Source organism: Streptomyces sp. NPDC059499, assembly GCF_042749285.1.
Taxonomy (GTDB): domain Bacteria; phylum Actinomycetota; class Actinomycetes; order Streptomycetales; family Streptomycetaceae; genus Streptomyces.
Window position 1 is genome coordinate 59,715 of sequence record NZ_JBHYTT010000004.1, and the last position, 20,134, is coordinate 79,848.

Genomic DNA, 20,134 nt, shown 5'->3' on the forward strand with positions numbered 1-20,134 from the left:
GGCTACTCCTTGCACAGTGCGGTGACGGCGGCGGTGACGCCGTGCACGGTAGGGGTGTCGAAGAAGACGTCGAGAGGGACGTCCACGCCGAGGTTCTGATGGATGCGGGCGGCGATGGCGGTGATGGTCAGGGAATGGCCGCCGAGGTCGAAGAGGTCCTCGTCGGGCCCGAGGTCGTCCAGGGCCAGGACCTCGCGCCAGATGGCGAGCACCGCCCCGGTGGTGGGGTCGAGTTCGCCGTCCGTGGCGCCGGCGGCCGCCGGTCCGCTCCGGTCCGGGACCGGTTCCGGGAGCGCGGCCCGGTCCAGCTTGCCATTGGGCGTCAGCGGGAAGGCGTCCAGCACGGTGTACGTGCCGGGCACCGCGGCGGCGGGGAGCGTCGCGGACAGATGGGCGTGCAGCTCCTGCGCGCTGGGTGCCGGGCCGACGGGAACGACATAGGCACTCAGCCGCCGGTCGCCGTCCGTGCCGTGCACCGCGGCCGCGGCCTGGGCCACCGAGGGATGCGAGGCCAGCCGCGCCTCGATCTCGCCCAGCTCGATCCGGTGGCCGCGCAGTTTGACCTGGGTGTCGGAGCGGCCCAGGTAGACGAGACCGCCGCCGGGCAGGCGCCGGACGAGGTCCCCGGTGCGGTAGATGCGCGACCCCGGCGGGCCGTACGGGTCGGGGAGGAAACGCGCGGCTGTCAGGCCCGGGCGGTGCCGGTAGCCGTGGGCCAGCCCCGCGCCGCCGAGGCAGAGCTCACCCGCAAGTCCGTACGGGACGGGGCGCAGCCGCTCGTCGAGGACGTAGGCGCGGGTGTTGGCGAGCGGTTCGCCGATGAGGACGTGTCCGTCATCGGTCACGGCGGGTTCCGCGAGGGTGGACCAGATGGTCGTCTCGGTCGGGCCGTACACGTTCACGAGCCGCTTGCTCACCGCGGCCAGGTCCGAGGCGAGGGCCGGGGGCAGCGCCTCGCCGCCCGTGAGCGCCGTGAGCCCGGCCGCCGCGCCGGTGAGGCCCGCGTCGAGGAGCAGCCGCCACCCGCTGGGAGTGGCCTGGACATGGGTGATCCCCTCGCCCCGGACGAGGCGGAGGAGCGCGGGGCCGTCGCGGTGACCGCCCTCGGGTACGAGGACGACGCGTCCTCCGGTGACGAGGGGCAGAAGCAGTTCGACGGCGGAGATGTCAAAGGACAGCGAGGTGAGTCCCAGCCAGCGGTCCTCGGGGCCGGAGCCCAGGTGGTCGCGCAGCGCGCCCAGGACGTTGGCGAGCGCGGAGTGGGGTACCTCCACCCCCTTGGGGCGCCCGGTGGACCCGGAGGTGTAGAGCACATAGGCGGGCTGGGAGGGCGTCGGGCCCGGGGGCAGGGCCGGGGTGTCCGTGCCCTCGGGCGCGAGATCGGCCGGTACGAGGTCGCCGGGGCCGTCCGGACGCGCGGTGATCCGGAGCGCGAGACGGGAGTCGGACCGGATGAAGGCCAGCCGCTCCGCCGGGTAATCGGGGTCGAGGGGCAGATAGGCGGCCCCGCAGGCCATGGTGGCGAGGACGGCGACCAGTTGATCGCGCCCGCGGGGCAGGCCGATGCCGATGAGAGTGCCCGGGCCCGCGCCGTGGCGGTGCAGCGCGGTGGCCGCGTGCGCGACGAGACCGGAGAGCTCGCGGTAGGTCAGGGCTTCCTCGCCGCGGACGACGGCGACCGCGTCGGGGTGGGCGGAAACCGCCCGGGCGAAGAGCGCGGGCACGGTGCACCGGGCGAGTTCGGGCCGGGGGGCCGGTGCGGCGAGTTGGTCCGACCGTTCCCGGGACGTCAGCAGGGGCAGGTCGCCGACCGGTGTGCCGGGGTCGGCCAGTACGCCGTCGAGGAGCGTCCTCCAGTGTCCGGCGATGCCCCGTGCCGATTCGGCGGTGAGGGCGTCGGCCCGGTACTGCAGGCTCGCGTCGATCTCGGACCCGGAGTCGACGAGCTGGAGGTGGAGCAGGTTGCGCGCGGTACCGCAGAAGCCGGTCCAGTGGACCTCGGCGCGTACCCCGCCGCCGAAGGCGGGCAGCTCCCCCGCGGGGCGGCGCCGGTAGCTGAGGGAGAGGGGGGTGAGCGCGGTGCGCGGGGTCAGACCGCGCACGGAGCGGCCGAGCGGAACGGCCCGGTGCCGGTACAGGGCGCGCAGCTCCGCGCGGACGGACTGGGACCAGGTGGCGAACGGCGCTTCGGGGGCCGCGGTGCTGAAGAGGGGCAGCTCGTTGACGGCCAGCCCCACATCGACCGCCTCGCCGCGCGGGCGCAGCGACAGTTCGACGGCGGTGACCGGGGCGGGGTCGCCGTAACGGGCGAGCAGCGCGTGCCAGGACGCGGTGAGCAGTTCGAAGCGGGTCAGGCCGAGCCGGCGCGCCGTCGTGTCCACGAGGGCGGTCCGCCCGGGGCCGAGGTTCAGCGAGATCTCGGCGCCCGGCGCGGGAGCGGTGCCGGGGATGCGCGAGGGTGCGAGGCCGGGCAGCACGGGCGCGGCCGGCTCCCGCCAACGAGCGGCCCAGTACGCCTCCGCGCCCGTGAAGGCATCGGATGAGGGCTCCACCGTCGGCCGCGGGGCGACCGGAGCGAGCGGGCCTCCGTGGTAGGCGTCGGCCAGGTCGCTGACCAGCTGGTCCTTGGACTCGCCGTCGAAGACGAGGTGATGGACGGTCAGAAGCAGGACGTGCCGTACCGGGGACAGCCGGAAGAGGACGAAGCGGTACAGCGGCCCGCGGGAGAGGTCGAAGGCAACCGACCGCTCCCGGGCGAGGAGGGGGTCCAGTTCACCGGGGAAGCAGTCGACCACGCGCGGACGGGACTGTTCCGTGCCGGCCTGTGGAGCGCCGTCGGCACCGAAGACCGTGTTGAGGGCCGGGTGCCGGGCCGCGACGGCGGAGCAGGCCCGGACCATGCCGTCGGCGTCGACGGGGCCGTGGAGGTCCACGGTCATGGTGAGGTGGTAGGCGGCAGCGGTGTCCAGGGTGCGCTCGGTGAGCCAGACGCCGTGCTGGGCGGGGCTGAGGATCGCGTTCACAGGGTGGCCTCGGAGTGGTCTTGGGCGAGGAGCAGGCGCAGGTCGCGTTTGAGGACCTTGCCGGCCTCGTTACGGGGCAGCGCATCGCGGAACAGCAAGGTGGCGGGCAGTTCGTGGACGGCCAGGTGATCGAGCAGGAACGTCCGCAGGGCGGACGCCGTCAGACCGGCGTCGGACACGACCACGGCGGCGACGACGCTGCCGAGCACGGGATGCGGAACTCCTACGGCGGCGGCGTCGCGCACCTGTGGATGGGAGTGCAGGGCGTTCTCGATCTGGAGGGTGGAGACCTTGTGGGCGCCCGACTTGACGACGTCCCGCTCCCGGTCGAGCAGGTGCAGGAAGCCGTCCTCGTCGATGCGGCCGAGATCGCCCATGCGCACCCAGCGCCCCTGGAAGACCTCACCGTCCCTCTCACCCATGTACGCCCGCGGAGCCGTGGGAGAACGCAGCCACAGCTCGCCCGAGCCGCCCGCCGGGACCGGGAGGCCTTCCGGGGTGGTCACGCGCAGATCGGCCAGGGAGGCGGGCCGGCCCGGTGAGGTGGGACGGGCCGGATCGAACAGCAGGGTGATCTGCGCGGGCGCGGCCTCGGTGGAGGTGTAGTAGTTGACGATCTGGGCCTTCGGGAAGGCCCCGACGAGCCCGAGCGCGACCGGTTGGGGAAGGGCGGCGGCCGTGGATCCGACCAGGCGCACACCGTCGAGCGTGCCCGAGGCCGTGGCGTCCGCGAGGGCCGGTGACGCCAGCAGTTCGATCGCCATGGCGGGGACGAGGAAGACGCTCCCGACGTCGTGTTCGGACAGGAGCCGGAGGAAGCGGGCCGGGGTGAACTGCGGAGCGGTGACACACGTGGCGTGCGCGTTGAGCGCGTTGACCAGCATGGTCTGTCCGGCGTTCGTGCCGACCGGGAAGGCGTGCAGGAAGGCGGTGGAGTGGCGAAGCGGCCGGCGGCGCTCGTCCGGCGTGCAGCCGTGAGCCAGGTTGGCGTGGCGGGCGCCGACGGCCTTGGGGGTTCCGGTGGTGCCGGAGGTGTAGAGGATCTGGGCGAGTTCGCCGGGTGCGGGGTCGGGCAGGTCCGGCGCCGTGGGGTGGCCGTCGGCGTCGGATTCGGTCAACACGGTTGTTCCGGGCGGGATTCCGGCCGGCAGGTCCGGCCCGCCGTGCAGCAGGAATCGGGCCTCCGCATCGGCGAGCACGTACTCCGTGGCGGCGGGCGCGGACCGGTCGGACAGCGGGACCGCCACCCCGCCGGCGCGCAGCACCGCGAGGAACGCGACGGCGAACTCCGTCCACCGGCTCGTGCCGTGGTGCAGCACGACACGGTCCCCGGGCCGCAGTCCGGCGGAGCGCAGCACGGAGGCGTACGCACCCGAACGGGCCTGCCAGGATGCGAAGTCGAGCCGTTCGCGGCCGGTGACGAGGGCCGTGCGGTCGCCGTGCGCGGCGGCACGGTGGGCGAGCAGGGCGGGCAGGGTGGCGACTGTGTCCGTCACGTCCGGCTCTCCTTCACGCGGCGGGCGGCGGCGATGCGGGCACGCTCGCGCAGGCCGACCAGGTCGTCGGGTTCGGCCTCGGGGACGTCCCGGTCGAAGCGGGCCAGCACGGGAAGGCGCAGGCCGAGCGCGACCATGCCGAGCATGGCGCACCCGAACAGGACGTACATCAGGGCGATGCCGCGCCCGGGGCCGGTGCCTATCAGGGGGCCGAAGACGGGGGCGAGCGCCCCACCGGGCTCCATCAGCGGCCCCAGCAGCGAGGAGCCCAGCGGCGCGATGACTCCGTGGCCCAACGGCAGGGTGGACCAGGCGACCAGCGTGTTCAGGGCGAAGACGCGGCCGTGGAAGCGCTGCGGCACCTTGACCTGGACGATCGTGGAGTAGACGCCGTTGACGAGGGACAGGGCGAAGGACATGCCGAACGCCCCGGCGGCGATCACCCAGAGGCTGGCGTGCAGTCCGGTGACGGCTCCTGCCAGGGCCAGGAGCGCCGCGATGCCGAGCATGCCCCGCAGCCTGTGTCGGCGCGGGCCGCCCCAGAAGCCCATGACGATCCCTCCCAGGATCGCTCCCGCGCCGCCCGCGACCGCGACCCGCGCCGCCCCCTGGAGGTCGTCGAAGGCGAGGACCAGCGGGGTGATGAGCAGGAACAGGGGCGAGAGGAAGATGTTGAGGCCCGCGAACCACAGGAGCATGGCCCGGAAACCCCGATTGCGCCATGAGTGCGTGAAGCCGTGCCGGATCTCGGACACGAGGGACTCGCGCCGCGTCCACGGCAGCGTACGGGGGAACTTCACCGCGAGCAGGACGCCGATGGCCAGCACGTAGCTGACCACGTCGATGACGAGGATGCCGCCGAGACCGATCGCCGCCATGAGCGCCACAGCCACCAGTGGAACCACGAACTGCGCTGTCCCGAAAGCGAGTTGAACGATCCCGTTCGCGTGGCCCAGGTACTGCTTGGGCACGAGCTGGGGGACCGCGGACGCGTAGGCGAGGCGTTGGAACGTCAGGGCGACGGAGAGCACGCCGAGCAGGACGTACACCTCCCAGGAGTGCAGGTTTCCGGTGACGAGCAGAGCGAGGAGGCCGGCCTGGGTGGTGCAGGCGGCGATGTCGCCGGCGAGGAGCACCGTGCGCCGGTTCATCCGGTCGACGAGGGCTCCCGCGAGAGGGCCGACGAGGATGCCCGGGACCATGGCCACGACCGCGTACAGCGCGTACCGGGTGAGGGAGCCGGTGTTCAGGAGGATCCAGATCGGGAGGGCGAACTCGGTCAGTGCCGAGCCGGTGATCGAGAAGAGCTGCCCGACCGCGACCAGGAGGAACCGGCGCATGCTGGGTTCGGGCCCGGCGGCGGACTCCGTTCCCTCGTGGGGCGGAGCAGAGGGCTGTTCGTCAGCCTGTGTGCCGTCGTCCGCGGCGAGGGGGCCGGTGTCCCCGTGGAACCACCACGAGTGGAGCGGATCGTGGGCGGGGAGCTCGTCGGTCAGCCCGTCGCGGACCGCGAGGTGCACGGTGGTGACCGCGTCGGCGACCTCGACGGCCCGGTACTTGAGGAAGAAGTGACCGCCCTGGTCGAGGACGGCCACGGCGGAGCGTTCGGCGAGCAGCAGCCACTCGCGGTAGCGCTCCTGGTAGAAGTCGGCGGCCGGGTCCTGGTCGCCGATCAGGCAGACGAGCGGGGCGCGCAGCCGTGGGGCGCCGGCGGCGACGTCGGCGATGGCGCGGGTGAAGTAGTCCTCGGCGGCCTGTGTGTCACGGCGCATGTTGCCGATGATGAAGGCGGCCTGCTCCTTGTCGAGGTCGGAGGTGTTCACGCCGAGCCCGATGAGCCAGTTCGCGTACACCCGGTCGCCGAGCAGGGGTTCGAGGGAGGCGACGCGGCTGAGTGCGTTGAGGACGCGGCTGCGCGGCCGGGCGAACGGGAACTGGGCTCCGGCGTAGACGGCCTCCAAGGGATGGCCGGTCGCCTCCAGCAGCCGGGACACGGCGATCGCCAGCGCCGTACCGACGGCGCAGTGGCCGTACACGACGACAGGTCCCTCCGTCCGTTGCCGCACCTCGCCCGCGATGCGTTCGGCGAGTTCGTCGAACGGCACGGACTCCTCGGTGACGCCGACGTCGTGGCCCGGCACGGCGACGGCCCACAGTTCGACGTCCAAGGGCAGGGCGTCGGCGACGGGCTGGTAGACGACGGGGCTGCCGCCGCCGTAGGGGACGCAGACGAAGGTGCGGGTACGGCGGGCGGCGGACACGGGCGGGGTGAGCCGGTGCAGCAGCGGCCGCGGAGTGTCGTCGTGCTCGTCCCTGGCGGCGACGGCGGCCAGGTCGCGGATGGTGCGGTGGGTGAAGAGGTCCATGACGCTCACGGGCTGCGCGCCCGCCTCGGCGAGCCGGCCGCGTGCCCTGGCGACGACCTGGGTGGCGAGGAGCGAGTGGCCGCCGAGGTCGAAGAAGTCCTCGTCCGTGCCGACTTCCGTGAGGCCGAGCACCTCGCACCAGATCCCGGCGAGCAGGAGCTCGGTCGGGGTGGCCGGCCGGGTGGCGCCGGCCGCGCGCCGCATCTGGGGCGCGGGCAGGGCACGGCGGTCGAGCTTCCCGTTGGGAGTGAGCGGCAGGGAGGGGACGACGGCCACCACGGCGGGGACCTGGTGTTCGGGCAGCAGCCTCTTGAGCGCGGTGCGGAGCCGTGCGGGGTCGGGCTCTTCGGAGCCGGTGGCGGCCACGACGTACCCGACGAGACGCTTGTCGCCCGGCCGGTCCTCGCGCAGGACGACGGCGGCGTCCGCGACACCGGGCAGGCCGCGCAGCGCGGCCTCGGTCTCGCCGGGCTCGATCCGCAGCCCGCGCAGCTTGATCTGCTGGTCGATGCGGCCGAGGTGCTGGAGGGCGCCGTCCGGGCGGCGTCGGGCCAGGTCTCCGGTGCGGTAGAGACGGGAGCCCGGCGGGCCGTACGGGTCGGGCACGAAGCGGGCTGCGGTCAGCCCCGGCCGGCGGTGGTAGCCGAGGGCGACGGCGGTGCCGCCGATGTGGAGTTCGCCGGGGGCGCCGGGCGGCACGGGACGCAGAGCGGAGTCCAGTACGTACAGCCTGGTGTTGTCGATCGGGAGCCCGATCGGCACCGTCTCCAGGGGGCCCGAGCACTCCCACGAGGAGACGTCGACGGCGGCCTCCGTGGGCCCGTACAGGTTGGCGACGGAGCAGTGCGGCAGCCGGCCGGTCAGCTCGCGGGCGGCGTCGGGCGGCAGGGCCTCCCCGCTGCTGATCACGCGGCGCAGCGCCGTACACCGCTCGATGTCCTCCTCGGCGAGGAAGACCGTCAGCATCGCGGGGACGAAGTGGGCGACGGTGACGCCGGCGGAGGCGATGAGGTCGCGCAGGTAGCCGCTGTCCTTCTGGCCGCCGGGCTTGGCGAGGACGATGCGCGCGCCGGTGGCCAGGGGCCAGAAGAACTCCCAGACCGATACGTCGAAGCCGACGGGGGTCTTCTGCAGGACGGCGTCGTCCGGCCCCAGGCGGTAGGCGTCCTGCATCCACTGGATGCGGTTGGCGATCGCCCCGTGGGTGTTCGGGACGCCCTTCGGACGGCCGGTGGAGCCGGAGGTGTAGATGAGGTACGCGGTGTCGTCGGGGCCGGGTCCCGCCGGTGCGCGGCGCGATCTGGGCGGCTCCGCGGGGTCGTCCAGCAGCATGACCTGCGCGGTGCAGCCGTGCGGTGTGGGCAGTCCGCGCTGGGTGAGCAGGACGGGCGCGTCGCTGTCGGCGAGGAGGAAGGCGAGGCGTTCGGCGGGGTAGCCGGGTTCCAGCGGGGTGTAGCCCGCACCGGTGCGCAGGATGCCCAGCAGACCGGCGACGAGTTCGGGCGAACGTTCGGAGCAGATGGCCACGAGGCTGCCCGGGCCGACTCCCTCGGCGGCCAGGCGGGCGGCGATCCGGTCGGCCTGTGCGTCGAGCTGCCGGTAGGTGAGGGCCGCCCTGCCTTCGACGGCCACGGCGACCGCGCCGGGAGTCCGGGCGATCTGCTCGGCGACGAGGGCGGTGAGCGTGGTGGGCGCACGGTCCAGCGCGGTGGCGTTGAACCGGCGCGTCTCGAAGTCGTGTTCGTCGGGGGTGCGTCCCGCGAGGGCGGACAGCGGGGACTCCGGGGCCGCTGCGACGGCCTGGAGGAGCCTGCCGAGGTGGTCGGCGAGGCGTGCGATGTCGGCAACCTCGAAGAGGTCGGTGTTGAAGTTGAAGGACCCGTGCAGCCCGTCGGGCCACTCCTGGAGGAAGAGTTCGAGATCGAAACGGGTACCGCTGGCCCGCACCCCGAACGGTTCGGCCGTCACCGGGCCGTCCGATCCGGCGTCCCGCTGGGTGGCGTAGTTCTGTACGGCCAGGACGGCCTGGAAGACGGGTGGCCGCGACACGTCCCGCGCGACCTTGAGCTCGCTGACCAGCTGGGCGAACGGCAGGTCCTGGTGGGCGTAGGCGTCGAGGCAGGTCTCGCGGGTGCGGCGCAGGAACTCGGCGAACGAGGGGTCGCCCTGCAGACGGGCCGGAAGGGCGATGACGTTCACGAACATGCCGACCAGAGGCTCGAGTTCCGGTTCGGGGCGTCCGGCGACGGGGGAGCCGACCGCGAAGTCCGTCTGACCGCTGTAGCGGGCCAGGAGGATCTGGAAGGCGGCCAGGAGGACCATGTGGACGGTCGCGTCGTGCCGGCGCCCGAGCAGCGTGAGCCGGTCCAGGAGGGCGCGGTCGACCGAGAACGCGTGCCCGGCGCCCTCGAACGTCTGACGGGGCGGGCGGGGGCGCGAGAAGGCGAGCTCCAGCGGCTCGATCCCGGCCAGCTCACGGGTCCAGTGGGCGACCTCGGCAGCGAGCCGCTCACCGCTGAGCTGCTCGCGCTGCCACAGGGCGAAGTCACCGTACTGGACAGCGAGTTCGGGAAGCGGATCCGGATTCCCCGAGACGTGTGCGGCGTGGCCCCGCAGCACCTCACCCAGCAGGACCTCGCTGGACCAGCCGTCACTGACGCTGTGATGGACCACCAGGAGCAGTACGTGGTCGTCGTCGGCGAGCCGGATGAGGAGCGCTCGCAGCAGCGGCCCCTCCTCCAGGTCGAAGGGCACGGCCGACGCCTCGTCGACGAGGCGTTCGGCCTCGGACAGGCACGAGGCTTCGGCGTGGGTGAGAGCGGCCGGCCCGGGCGGGTCGATGACCAGCAGGGGGCGCCCGTCGTCGGTGGCCGGGTACCGCGAGCGCAGCGTCTCGTGGCGGGCCACGCTCGCGTCCAGAGCGGCGCGCAGAGCACCGGTGTCCAGAGGGCCGCGGAGCCTGCGGACCACCGGGATGTTGTACGCGGCGGTTCCCGGAGCGAACTGCTCCATGAACCAAAGCCGTTCCTGGGCGAACGACAGCGGGACGGGCGTGCCGGGTTCCCGGCGGGGCACGGTCGCGCGGGCAACGGTCCGCGAGGCCAGCCGGCGGCGCAACAGCTCCTTCTTGGCCGCCGAAAGACGGGTCGCGGCGGGTTCTGCCGGATTGGTCGTGTCGGCGCTCATGAGACGGGCCGGCTTCCTTCCAGTACGTCCTGCGCGGCGAGGAGCTCTTCGGCCGCCGTGTCCGACAGGGCGTCGATCTCGGCGGTCAGGGCCGCTTCCACGGCCTCGGCGAAGGCCGCGACCGTGCGGTGGGTGAACAGGGTGCGCAGAGGGACGGCGAGGTCGACGGCGGCGCGAATACGGGCGACGACCCTGGTGGCCAGGAGCGAGTGGCCGCCCAGGTCGAAGAAGTCGTCGTCGGCGCCGACGGGTCCGGTGCCGAGCACCTCCCGCCAGACGTCGGCCACGAGTTCCTCCGCCTCGGTCCGGGGCGGTACGTGCACGGCGCGTACGGGCGAGGAGGCCCCCGGATCCGGCAGGGCCGCCCGGTCCACCTTGCCGTTCGGGGTGAGGGGCAGTTCGTCGAGCACGACCCAGGCGTCGGGGACGAGATGCGGCGGCAGCACCGTGGACAGCTCCGCGCGCAGCCGCGCCGGTTCCGGCGCGGGCGCTCCCGGCGCCGCTACGACGTGGGCGACCAGCCGGTCCTCGCGGGCGGACACCACGGCCTCGGCGACACCGGCCAGGGCGCCGAGCGCGGACTCGACCTCGCCGGGTTCGATCCGGAATCCGCGCACCTTCACCTGGCCGTCCAGGCGGCCGAGGAACTCCAGTTGCCCGTCGGCGCGACGGCGGACCCGGTCACCCGTGCGGTAGCGGCGGGCCCCGGGAGGCCCGTCCGGGTCGGGCACGAAGGAACGGGCGGTGGCGCCGGGGCGCCCCAGATACCCGTCGCCGACACCGGCCCCGCCGATCACCAGTTCACCGGGAGTGCCGGGCGGCACGGGCGTGCCGTGGCGGTCCAGCACGGCGACGGTCGTCCCGCCGATGGGCCGGCCGATGGGTGGCCTGCGCAGTTCGTCGGCAGCCCCGAGGTCCGCCGTGGTGGCGATGACCGTGGTCTCCGTCGGGCCGTAGGAGTTCACCAGTCGTACCGTGTCGCCGAAGCGGCCCCGCCAGACGGCGACCGCCTCCGCGCGCGCCTGGTCGGCGCCCAGGATCAGCAGGCGCAGCGAGTCCGGCCACGGGGTTTCGTCCAGGTCGGCGACGAGGTGGTGCCAGTAGGGGGTCGGAAGGTCCAGGACGGTGACACCGGCCGCGTACGGTTCGGCCAGCTGATCGGAGAGGGCGGCTCCGGGCCGGGCCGTGACGAGGACCGCGCCCGACGCCAGCGCCGGGAAGATCTCCTCGGCGCTGGTGTCGAAGGAGAGCGAGGCGCTGTGCAGGACGCGGTCCGACTCGCCGATGCCGTAGCCCTCGCGCATCCACGCGACCCGTGCCGCGAGTGCGCGGTGCGGTACGAGAACGCCCTTGGGCGTGCCGGTGGAGCCCGAGGTGTAGACGAGGTACGCGGGATCGTCCGGGCCTGCCCCGCTGTCGGGTCCGGGGAGAGGCCCGCTGGTGTCCCGGGAGCCGGTCGGCGGGGTGATGGACAGGACGGGGAGGTCGACGGCGAGACCCGCGACCGGCTCGCCGTCAGTCGTCAGCAGGAGGGCGGCCTCGCTGTCCCGGAGCATGAAGTCGAGCCGTGAAGAGGGGTATTGCGGGTCGAGCGGGAGGTACCCGGCGCCGATGCGCCAGGCGGCGAGCATCGCCACGACCGCCTGTGGACCACGGGGCAGACAGAGCGCGACGAGGTCCCCACGACGGACGCCGCGGGCCAGGAGCCGGGCAGCCAGAGCGCGGGAGGAGCCGGCGAGTTCACCGCGCGTGAGGCTTTCGTCGGGCCCGATGACTGCCGCTGCGCCGGGGACGAGCGCCGCCCGGTCGATCGCGTCGAGGACCGTCGGGGGGTGTGCCGGAAGAGCGGGCCCCGCGGTCTCGTTGCGCTGTACCGCCAGCTCCTGCCCGTCCAGTACGGGCAGCAGCCGTACGGGCGTGTCCGGCGCGTCCAGGGCGGCGCGCAGCAGGACCTCGAAGCGGGCGGCGATCAGGGCGGTCCGCGTCGCGTCTAGGAGATCGGTGCGGTAGCCGAAGACGGCGTGCAGATCGTCGCCGTCCGGGCGGACGTCCAGGCTCAGTTCGAACTTGGCGGCGGTGTGGCCGCCGTCGCCCTCGGCGCACACGAGGTCCGCGAAGGGGTGCTCGCCGAGAGCGCCGCCGCTCTGCGTGTGCACGGTGAGGAGCGTCTGGAAGACAGGCGTGCGGCCGGTGTCACGGTCCTGCCGCAGCTCCTCGGTGAGCCGTTCGAAAGGTACGCGGCCGTGCGTCAGGGCGCGGAGCCAGTCGCCGCGGATCCGCCGCAGGACGGCGTCGAAGGACGGATCGCCGGCGAAGTCCGCGCGCAGCACCAGGGTGGAGGAGAAGTAGCCGACGGTCCGCTCGCTGTCGACCGTGGTCCGTGCCGCGGTGGGCACCCCCACACAGAAGTCGTCCTGGCCGGTGCAGCGGTGGAGAAGAGCCTGGTAGGCGGCGGCGATCACCATGAACGGGGTGAGGCGCCGTAAACGGGCGAAGGACTCCACCGCGGCGCCCAGACCGCCCAGCACCCGGGTGTGGTAGGCGCCTGTGCTGCCCGGGACCTCGGGACGGGGGTGTTCGAGGGGGAGGGCCAACGGCGATGCCCCACTGAGCAGTTCACGCCAGTGGTCGAGGGCCGACGCGGCCTCGGGGCCCTCCAGCCACGCGCGCTCCGCGGCCGCGTGAGCCAGATAGGACGGCGGCTCCGCCAGCTCCGCCGTACCGCCCACGCGGTGGGCGGAGTAGTGCGCGGCGAGTTCGGAACGCAGGAGGCCGAGGGACCACCCGTCGGCGACGATGTGGTGCACCACGAGGCAGAACGTGTACGCGCACTCCCCGGTACGGAGCAGCGCGGCCCGCAGCAACGGCCCCTCGGCCAGATCGAAGGGGCGGTTGGTGAACTCGCCGATGCACGAAGCGATGTCCGTATCGGAACGGCCCCGCAGATCGCGGGTGTCGAGCGGTACGCGAGACGGCGGATCGACGACGACGTACGGACGTCCGTCGACGGCGGGGAACCGGCTGCGCAGCGCCTCGTGCCGCCCGGTCGCCGCGTCCAGGGCCGCGCCCAGGGCCGCCGGCGAGAGCGGTCCCGTGAACCGGAGCACCAGCGGAATGTTGTAGGCCGCGTCCCCCGGTTCGAACTGGTCCAGGAACCACAGACGCTCCTGCCCGACGGAGAGCGCGGCCGCGGCGTGACCCCTCGCCGGTCCGGGTTCGCTCGCCGGTGCGGAAGGGGGCTGCTGATCGGGTACGGGCATGACGCTCCTGGGGGCCGGGCTGTGAGGTCGGCCCGAAATGGCTTGAACCGCATACGTGTTGCCGGCATGCGAAGGGTGACGCGCTGGGAGGGGAGGACACCTGCCCTGATGGGCTGTCGTGGTGCCGCAGATGCTAGAGAGAGATCGATCCGTGGGTCAATGGTCTGGACCAAAGTGTTGGCTCCGAGGGGATACCGAGTGTGCATCGGCCAGGAAGAACGCGAAGACCGAACGTGCGGGCGGCGGGTCGGTGCGCAGGGTGAGTGGCCCCCGCGGCTCCGGGGACAAGGCCGGCGGTGCGGGGGCGCAACCGGCGGCGCGTAGGGAGTGTGCGGCGGGCGTCCGGGAGTTCCCGCTCCGGACGTGCCGCGGCGCCGGGCCGAGGGGTGATCGGCTGAAACCCGCCCCGGGGCGGAGTGGGGGAAGGGCCTCGGAGTGGCGCTTTTCCGGACATCTCGCGAGGGCGGTCCTCACCCCCGTGCTGGTTCGGTGCTGTCCGGCCGGGTGACAGCCATGGCCGGGTGAACAGGACAGTGAGGCGCCACGTATGGAGGAGAGGGCACCGAATCCCACGCTCCCGGCGTCGGTGACGTCGTGTCCGTACGGCTTGGAGGGGCAACGGATGAGGCACGCACGACGCAGCCTGCAACGGATCGCACGGCTGGCGGCCGTCGGCGGACTGCTCTGCGGCGGGCTGATGGTCACCAGCGCCGTGGCGGGCGAATCCTCTGCCCCGCCGGACGGCCCGGGCGGCACCGTTCCGCCTGCCGAGCTCGGCGCGGGTCTGGTCTCGCAGCTCGGCACCTCGCGTACGGCGGGCAGTTGGATCGGCTCCGACGGCCGCCCTGTCGTCGCGGTGACCGACGCGGAGGCCGCGGCGGAGGTCCGACGAGCGGGGGCACGCGCCGAACTCGTCCGTCACAGCATGGTCCGCCTCCGGTCGGCCGCGGACGCGCTGAGCGGAGCCCCCCGGGTGCCCGGTACGGCATGGGCGATGGACTACTCGTCCAACCGGATCGTCGTGCGTGCCGACAGCACCGTGTCCGCCACGGACTGGTCACGGATGTCGGGCCTCGCCGAGGACATCGGCAGCTTCGTGCACATGCGGCGGACCGCAGGAACCCTCTCGACGCGGCTCAACGGCGCCGACCCGATCTTCGCCCGCAACGGACGCTGCTCCGCGGGATTCAATGTGACCGACGGCCGGCAGAACTTCGTCCTGACAGCCGGTCACTGCGGTCCGCGCGGAACCGCCTGGTTCCAGGACGCGACGGGCACCCGGCAGCTCGGCACCACCACGGCCGGCAGCTTTCCCGGCAGCGACTTCTCCCTCGTCGAGTACGGGAACGGTGAAGCTCCGAGTGCGACGAGCCTCGTCGGCGTCGGTGGTGACCAGGAGGTGAGGATCACGGCGGTCGCCGATCCTGTCGTCGGTCAACGGGCCTTCCGCAGCGGCAGCACCACAGGGGTGCGCTCCGGCCGGGTGACCGCGCTGAACGCGACGGTGAACTACCCGGAGGGCACGGTGACCGGCCTGATCGAGACGACGCTCTGCGCCGAACCGGGCGACAGCGGGGGGCCGCTGTTCGCCGACGGGCTGGCCCTCGGCCTGACGTCCGGGGGCAACGGCGACTGCACCATCGGCGGTACCACGTACTTCCAGCCGACAACCACCGCGATGGCGGCCCTCGGAGTGAGACTGATCGCCGAGGGGAGCGGCACCGGCCCGGTCCCACCCCCGTCCGCCGCAGGGGCCGTGGCCCCAGGAGCCGTTGCCCCAGGATCGTGGGGGCTTCCGATGTTCGGCGGTTCCGTCAGCTTCCGGACCCTCACACCTGGGCTGCTGGTCATCGTCGTGAGCCTTCTCGGGCTCGCGGCGACCGGCTTGATCCGATCGGCCCAGCGGCGGAACAGCTACCGACGCCGGTACGCCCGGAGCTGGAACTGAGCGTCCGACCCGCGTCGGCGTCATGCCGGGCCAGGTCATGCGATCGCCCGTCTCCTGGTGCGGTCTCATGCCTGGCCCGTTCGCACCTTCTCAAGCCAGAGCGGTTGCCAGTCCCCTGAACACCAGCCCGCATCCGAGTACCAGGACGACGGAGGCCGTGGCGAGCGGCGCGATCCGGTGGGCACCCGCGAGTACCCGGCTTCGCGGCCGCTGGACCAGCCTCCGGGCCGTGGTCTCCCGTAGCCGCACCACCAGGAACCCGGCTCCCGCGAGCGTCAGCGCCAGCCCGCCCCCGTACGACAGGACCAGCAGGAAGCCGAACCATGCCTGGCCGAGAGCGGCCGCGCCGATGAGTACGACGACGGCGGAGGGACTCGGCACCAGCCCGCCGGCCAGGCCGAGGAGTATCACGCCGCGGAGCCCGGGGGCGGGCGGTGTGTGGCTGTGGGAATGGCCGTGGGAGTGACTGTGGGGATGGCTGTGTCCATGCCCATGGTGGTGATCGTCGCCGTGCACCTGGCCGGCACTCGCCGGTGTGGGGGAGCGGTCCGCGCCTTCGCCGGCGTGCTCGTTCCGGCGCACCGTCGCGAGAGCGGGAACCCGCTCTTCACCGTGCAGAGCTCCGGTGTCCTGACTGCGCTCGTGTACCGGAGCGTGCTCCTGCCCGGGTGCGTGGCTTCCATGATGGCCGTGGCTATGAGGGCGGTGGCGCAGACGCCACCCCCTGCGCAACAGGAGCACCCCTGCGACCGCGACCAGGGTGCCGCTCGTGACACCCAGCCAGGACACCACGGTCGGCGCGGCCGCGGAGCCGGCGGTGATCAGGGCACCCAGGGCGAAGACGCCCAGCGTGTGGGTGAGAGTCACCGAAGCCCCGAGAGTCAGCATGTCCCGCATGGAGCTACGGCCGCCCGCTGCTGCGGCGGCGGCCATCATGGTCTTGCCGTGCCCCGGGGCCAGTGCGTGCATGGCGCCCAGCAGCAGCGAAGCCACGAGCGCCAGCGCGGCGAAGCCCACGGTCAGCTCGTGCCGGGCGACCAGTCCGGTCAGCGCCTGCGTCCAACGGTCCGTCCCGCGCGGCAGCACGCCCAGCGCCGGGGAACCGTTCGCCTCGCCCTCGTTCCCCGCGCGCAGCGCCGGCCCGCCGGGGCGGACCGTGAACGTGGCCGAACGCGAGTCTGGCGGTGAGGAGAGCAGGTCGTCGGGGTACGCGGTCAGCCGCCGGGACCGGGAGGCGTCGGGCACGCCCGACCCCGAGATCGTCATCCGGTCGCTCCGTGCGGTGATCTCCCGCCATCCGACTCCGGTGGCTACGTCCGTCGGGCGGTACGAGAGTCGCAACCGCGCGTCGTCCGGCAGCGGCGCCGCCATCTCGCAGGTCACGCGCAGTGTCTGCAGCCCCGCCTGCCCCGCGCGCACCTGCGCCTTCGCGCTCCCCGCCGAGACGGAGACCCCTGTGCCGCCCGCGCCCCTGCCCCCGACCGTGAACCGAGCACCCTCGGCGGCCGCATCGCACCGCGCCCGGGCCCACGCCGACAGCTCGTCCGGCGCGAGCCGGTCGTCCCGGTCGCTGTCGATGCGGATCCGTTCCTGAGAGGCCGGGATCTCAGCCAGGTCCTCCACGTGGTCCACGCTGAGCCGCCCCGGAGCGACGACGAGACCGTCGTACTGGTTCACCGTGAAGTTGCCCAAGGGGTGTGCTTGCGCCGCCTGCGCCGGGAGCAGAGCCAGGACAGTGCCCGTCGCCAGCGTGGCGAGAGCGCAGGCGGCGGTACGGCGGATCATGAGTCACCCCGGGGCCGGGGCAGTGCCGACAGGGCGGATGCGGCGTCGCGGGCTCCCGTGGGTGAGAAGCCCGGATTCAGATCGAGCGCGGCACGCAGATGGCGGCGGGCAGCTCCGTCGTCGTCGAGAGCGCGCTCGATCATGCCCCGGTGAAAGAGGAAGGAGGCGTTCTGATAGCCGGGCGACCCGGCGGTCGCCTTCTTCGCGTACGTCAGTGCCTCCTGGTTCCTGCCGTTCGCGTGCAGCGCCCAGGCGAGAGCGTCCGCCGTGTGCACGCTCTCGCGGCGGGTCCATTCGGCGCGCGCCGACTTCAACGCCTCGGCGGCGTCGCCGTGGTCGGCCTCGAGGAGGGAGGACTCCAGATCGGTGGCGACGCCGTTGGCGCGGGCCAGGCGGGTCCAGACACGGATGAGCGCGTACTGCTCCTCGGCCTGCCGACGCTGTCCTCCCACCTCGTACATTTCGGCGAGGGCGGCGAGCTGCCCAGGCAACGGGTAGCGCCGTACGACCCCTTCGAGGTCGCTCACCGCACGCTTGCCATCGCCCAGCGCGGCATGGGCGCGACCTCGCCCTTCCAGCGCCGGCAGGTGATCCGGTTCGGCGCGCAGAGCGGTCGCGAAATGCTTCAGGGACTGACGGAACTCACCCTGGGACCAGGACAGTTGACCGAGCAATGTGGCGGTATGGGCCACATCGGCGGTACTGAACGCCGAGGCCAGTGCCCGCAGCAGCACCCGACGTGCCCCCTTCACGTCGCCGCGCAACTCCAGGACGTACGCGTACCGCGTGAACACGGGTATGCCGGGACGCCGCCGGTCGGCGAGCTCCACTGCCTCCAACGCCTCGTCGTAGCGGCCGAGTTCGACGAGTGCATCGACACGGGTGCACAGTGCCCGTTCGCTGTACGGGTTCACCCTCAGCGCCCGGTCCACCAGGATCAGCGCCGCTTCGAAGTCGTGGCGCGCGGCGGCCAGAGCCGCCTGCCCGGCGAGTGCCGCGTCGTTCCCGTCCGCGGCACGCAGCTTCAGTGAACGCCCGAACGCCGCCTCGGCCTGCGGATACCGTGTCGGATCACCGCCGGTCCGAGCCTGCTCGATGTATGCCGCGCCCAGTGTCGCCCACCCGCCGGCGTCCCGGGGCTGCGTCCTGAGGTGCCGCTGCAAGGCGGTGATGCCCTGCGCGAGCTCCCCGACGGCCAACTGCTCGACGGGCACATCCGCCGCGAGCGCTCGCCCGGCCCGCTCGGGCCGCACCATGTCACCGCCGGCCCCGGACGCCACCGAGGTGAACGTGAGCCCGAGAGCCACCGCCACGACGGCGGAGACGCGCCACCGCCCCGGCCCGTGCCGTCGCTGACACCATCGCGCGAACCGCGGCGTGCGTACGGGCATCGATCCTGCCCTCCTCGTTCTCGGTCGGTAGTGGTTCGGCAGCGTCATGGGGAGCGCGTCATGCCGGCGGGCGGGCCGTGGTCACGAGCGGCCGGGCCGCCGCGGCACCTGGCAGCCCGACGGCCGGAGGTTCAGCCGAGCCAGGACCGGTGTCCGGTCCGACGGCGGGAACGCAGCCACGCCGTGCCGAAGACGACCAGCAGTACCGTCACGGCTCCCGTTCCCGCGGAGGCGAGCATCACCGTGTCGTCGTCCCACGACGCGGTGATCGAGGACATCCCGCCCGTCAGTCCTGTGGTGTTCGCCTTCGTGGCCGCCTCCGCCGCCCTGACGTCGGAACCGGCGGTGGGCAGGGCGACGTACGGAAAGGCGGTGCCGAACTTCTTGTCGTTCGCGTCGACGGCGTCGCCCAGGTCGTTCTTCGAACCGACGAGTTCGCCCTCGACGACCTGGAGCGCGATGTCCAGCACGTCGTCCGTGAGGCGCCGCCCGTTGGGGAAGCCCGCGTTGTCGCCGTCCAGCACCCCCAGCCGTTTCGGCTCCGCGACCGGCTTGATGGACGTGTTGAGGCGCAGCATCTCCGAAGCCTTGCCCGCCGGAGGCTGGTTGAGGTCCTTCACCCCGGTCAGGAACACCGAGACGAGATCTTCGCGCGGCTCCGCCGGAGCCTTGATCTTGTAGATTCCCTCGATGAGTTTCGGCAGCTCGGGTTCGATGACGTTCTTCAGGAAGTCGCCGTCGTTCTCGGGCGACGACGCGTTGAACCTGTCCTTGTCCTTGACCGGATTGACGACCTCGTTGACCAGCGGCATGCCGAGCCGCGACACCCGCGTCCAGTCGCCGTAGGCGTTCTTCCGCTCCGTCGTCGCGTAGATGCCGACCACCGGCTGCTCGGCGGACTCCCGGATGTACGAGTTCGGCACCTGAAGGGCGATCGTGTTGACGTTGTAGCCCTGGAGAGTGTCGTTGCCGACCTCCGACAGATCGCCGCCGTACAGGAGGTCGAAGACCCGCAGGTCGAGGAAGAACGGATCATCCGCCTGACCGGCGAAGGCCTTGAGCCCGCCGGCGACCTTCTGTACCGCCTGGTCGCGCAGCGCCTGGTAGTCGGGCATCGACGCCTTGCCGACGTTCGACGGCGCGACCGGCAGGCCCTTCGCCAGCGGGTGGCGCGAGACAGTCTTCCCGTGCTGCAGCCGCAGCAGCTCCAGGTCGTACGTCTGGGTGAAGTTGAGGTCCGGATCCGTCAGGCTCTCCACCGGGCCCGTGTTGTAGAGGAAGGTGTTCTCGTTCTTCCGGTGGTCCTTGAAGGTGAACCGGTACAGGAGGTCGTCCTGGGCGTCACCGTCGCTGTCGATGTGGATGTCATAGCGGGCGTCGCCGGCGAACGTGTAGAAGTTGGGGCCACCGGCCGGCTCCTGGAACGGCAGCCAGTTCGCCACCAGCGTCGTCGAGTCGGGATGGTCGGGGCTGACGAACGCGTACACGTCGGTGTTGTCGAACTGGGGCTGCCCGGAGATCAGGGGCGCTTCCCGGTGGCTCGAGGCTGTCGCCGTCTCCGGCTCCAGCATGCCCACACCGGCAGCCGTGAGCCCTCCGGCGGCCAGCGCACCACAGGCGACCAGAGCGATGCTCCCGCGCCCCCGCCAGGTCCGGCCGCTTCTCGTCGTTGCGGTCAT

8 protein-coding genes are annotated in these 20,134 nt (G+C 72.7%); 1 reads left to right on the forward strand and 7 read right to left on the reverse strand.

Going from position 1 to position 20,134, the window contains the following annotated elements; all coding sequences use genetic code 11:
* Positions 1-2 precede the first annotated feature (2 nt).
* The 4 genes from ACFW9O_RS12165 to ACFW9O_RS12180 are packed head-to-tail and all read right to left on the reverse strand — an operon-like array spanning position 3 to position 13,331.
* The gene (locus ACFW9O_RS12165; RefSeq protein WP_384607988.1) at positions 3-3,023 is read right to left on the reverse strand and encodes an amino acid adenylation domain-containing protein; all 3,021 of its coding nucleotides are present in this window, start codon (positions 3,021-3,023) and stop codon (positions 3-5) included.
* Positions 3,020-4,519: a class I adenylate-forming enzyme family protein gene (locus tag ACFW9O_RS12170; protein ID WP_384607991.1), complete on the reverse strand. Its 1,500-nt coding sequence runs from the start codon at positions 4,517-4,519 to the stop codon at positions 3,020-3,022. The genes ACFW9O_RS12165 and ACFW9O_RS12170 overlap by 4 nt, the downstream gene beginning before the upstream one ends.
* On the reverse strand, positions 4,516-10,071 hold the full coding sequence (locus tag ACFW9O_RS12175) for an amino acid adenylation domain-containing protein (RefSeq protein ID WP_384607994.1): 5,556 nt from the start codon (positions 10,069-10,071) through the stop codon (positions 4,516-4,518). The genes ACFW9O_RS12170 and ACFW9O_RS12175 overlap by 4 nt, the downstream gene beginning before the upstream one ends.
* On the reverse strand, positions 10,068-13,331 hold the full coding sequence (locus tag ACFW9O_RS12180) for an amino acid adenylation domain-containing protein (RefSeq protein WP_384607997.1): 3,264 nt from the start codon (positions 13,329-13,331) through the stop codon (positions 10,068-10,070). The genes ACFW9O_RS12175 and ACFW9O_RS12180 overlap by 4 nt, the downstream gene beginning before the upstream one ends.
* A 622-nt stretch (positions 13,332-13,953) precedes the next feature.
* On the opposite strand from ACFW9O_RS12180, the gene ACFW9O_RS12185 reads away from it, so the two are divergent.
* Positions 13,954-15,279, forward strand: coding sequence for a S1 family peptidase (locus ACFW9O_RS12185; RefSeq protein WP_384607999.1), 1,326 nt, complete (start codon positions 13,954-13,956; stop codon positions 15,277-15,279).
* 90 nt (positions 15,280-15,369) lie between these two features.
* Here ACFW9O_RS12185 and ACFW9O_RS12190 read toward each other — a convergent pair whose 3' ends face one another.
* From ACFW9O_RS12190 to ACFW9O_RS12200, 3 genes are all read right to left on the reverse strand, one after another.
* Positions 15,370-17,064, reverse strand: a complete 1,695-nt coding sequence (locus ACFW9O_RS12190; protein ID WP_384608001.1) for a nickel transporter — start codon at positions 17,062-17,064, stop codon at positions 15,370-15,372.
* Positions 17,061-18,455 carry a tetratricopeptide repeat protein gene (locus tag ACFW9O_RS12195; protein WP_384608003.1) on the reverse strand — a complete coding sequence of 465 codons (1,395 nt, stop codon included), beginning with the start codon at positions 18,453-18,455 and terminating at the stop codon, positions 17,061-17,063. Before ACFW9O_RS12195 ends, ACFW9O_RS12190 begins: the two co-directional genes overlap by 4 nt.
* Positions 18,456-18,586: 131 nt before the next feature.
* Positions 18,587-20,134 carry a DUF4331 domain-containing protein gene (locus ACFW9O_RS12200; protein WP_384608005.1) on the reverse strand — a complete coding sequence of 516 codons (1,548 nt, stop codon included), beginning with the start codon at positions 20,132-20,134 and terminating at the stop codon, positions 18,587-18,589.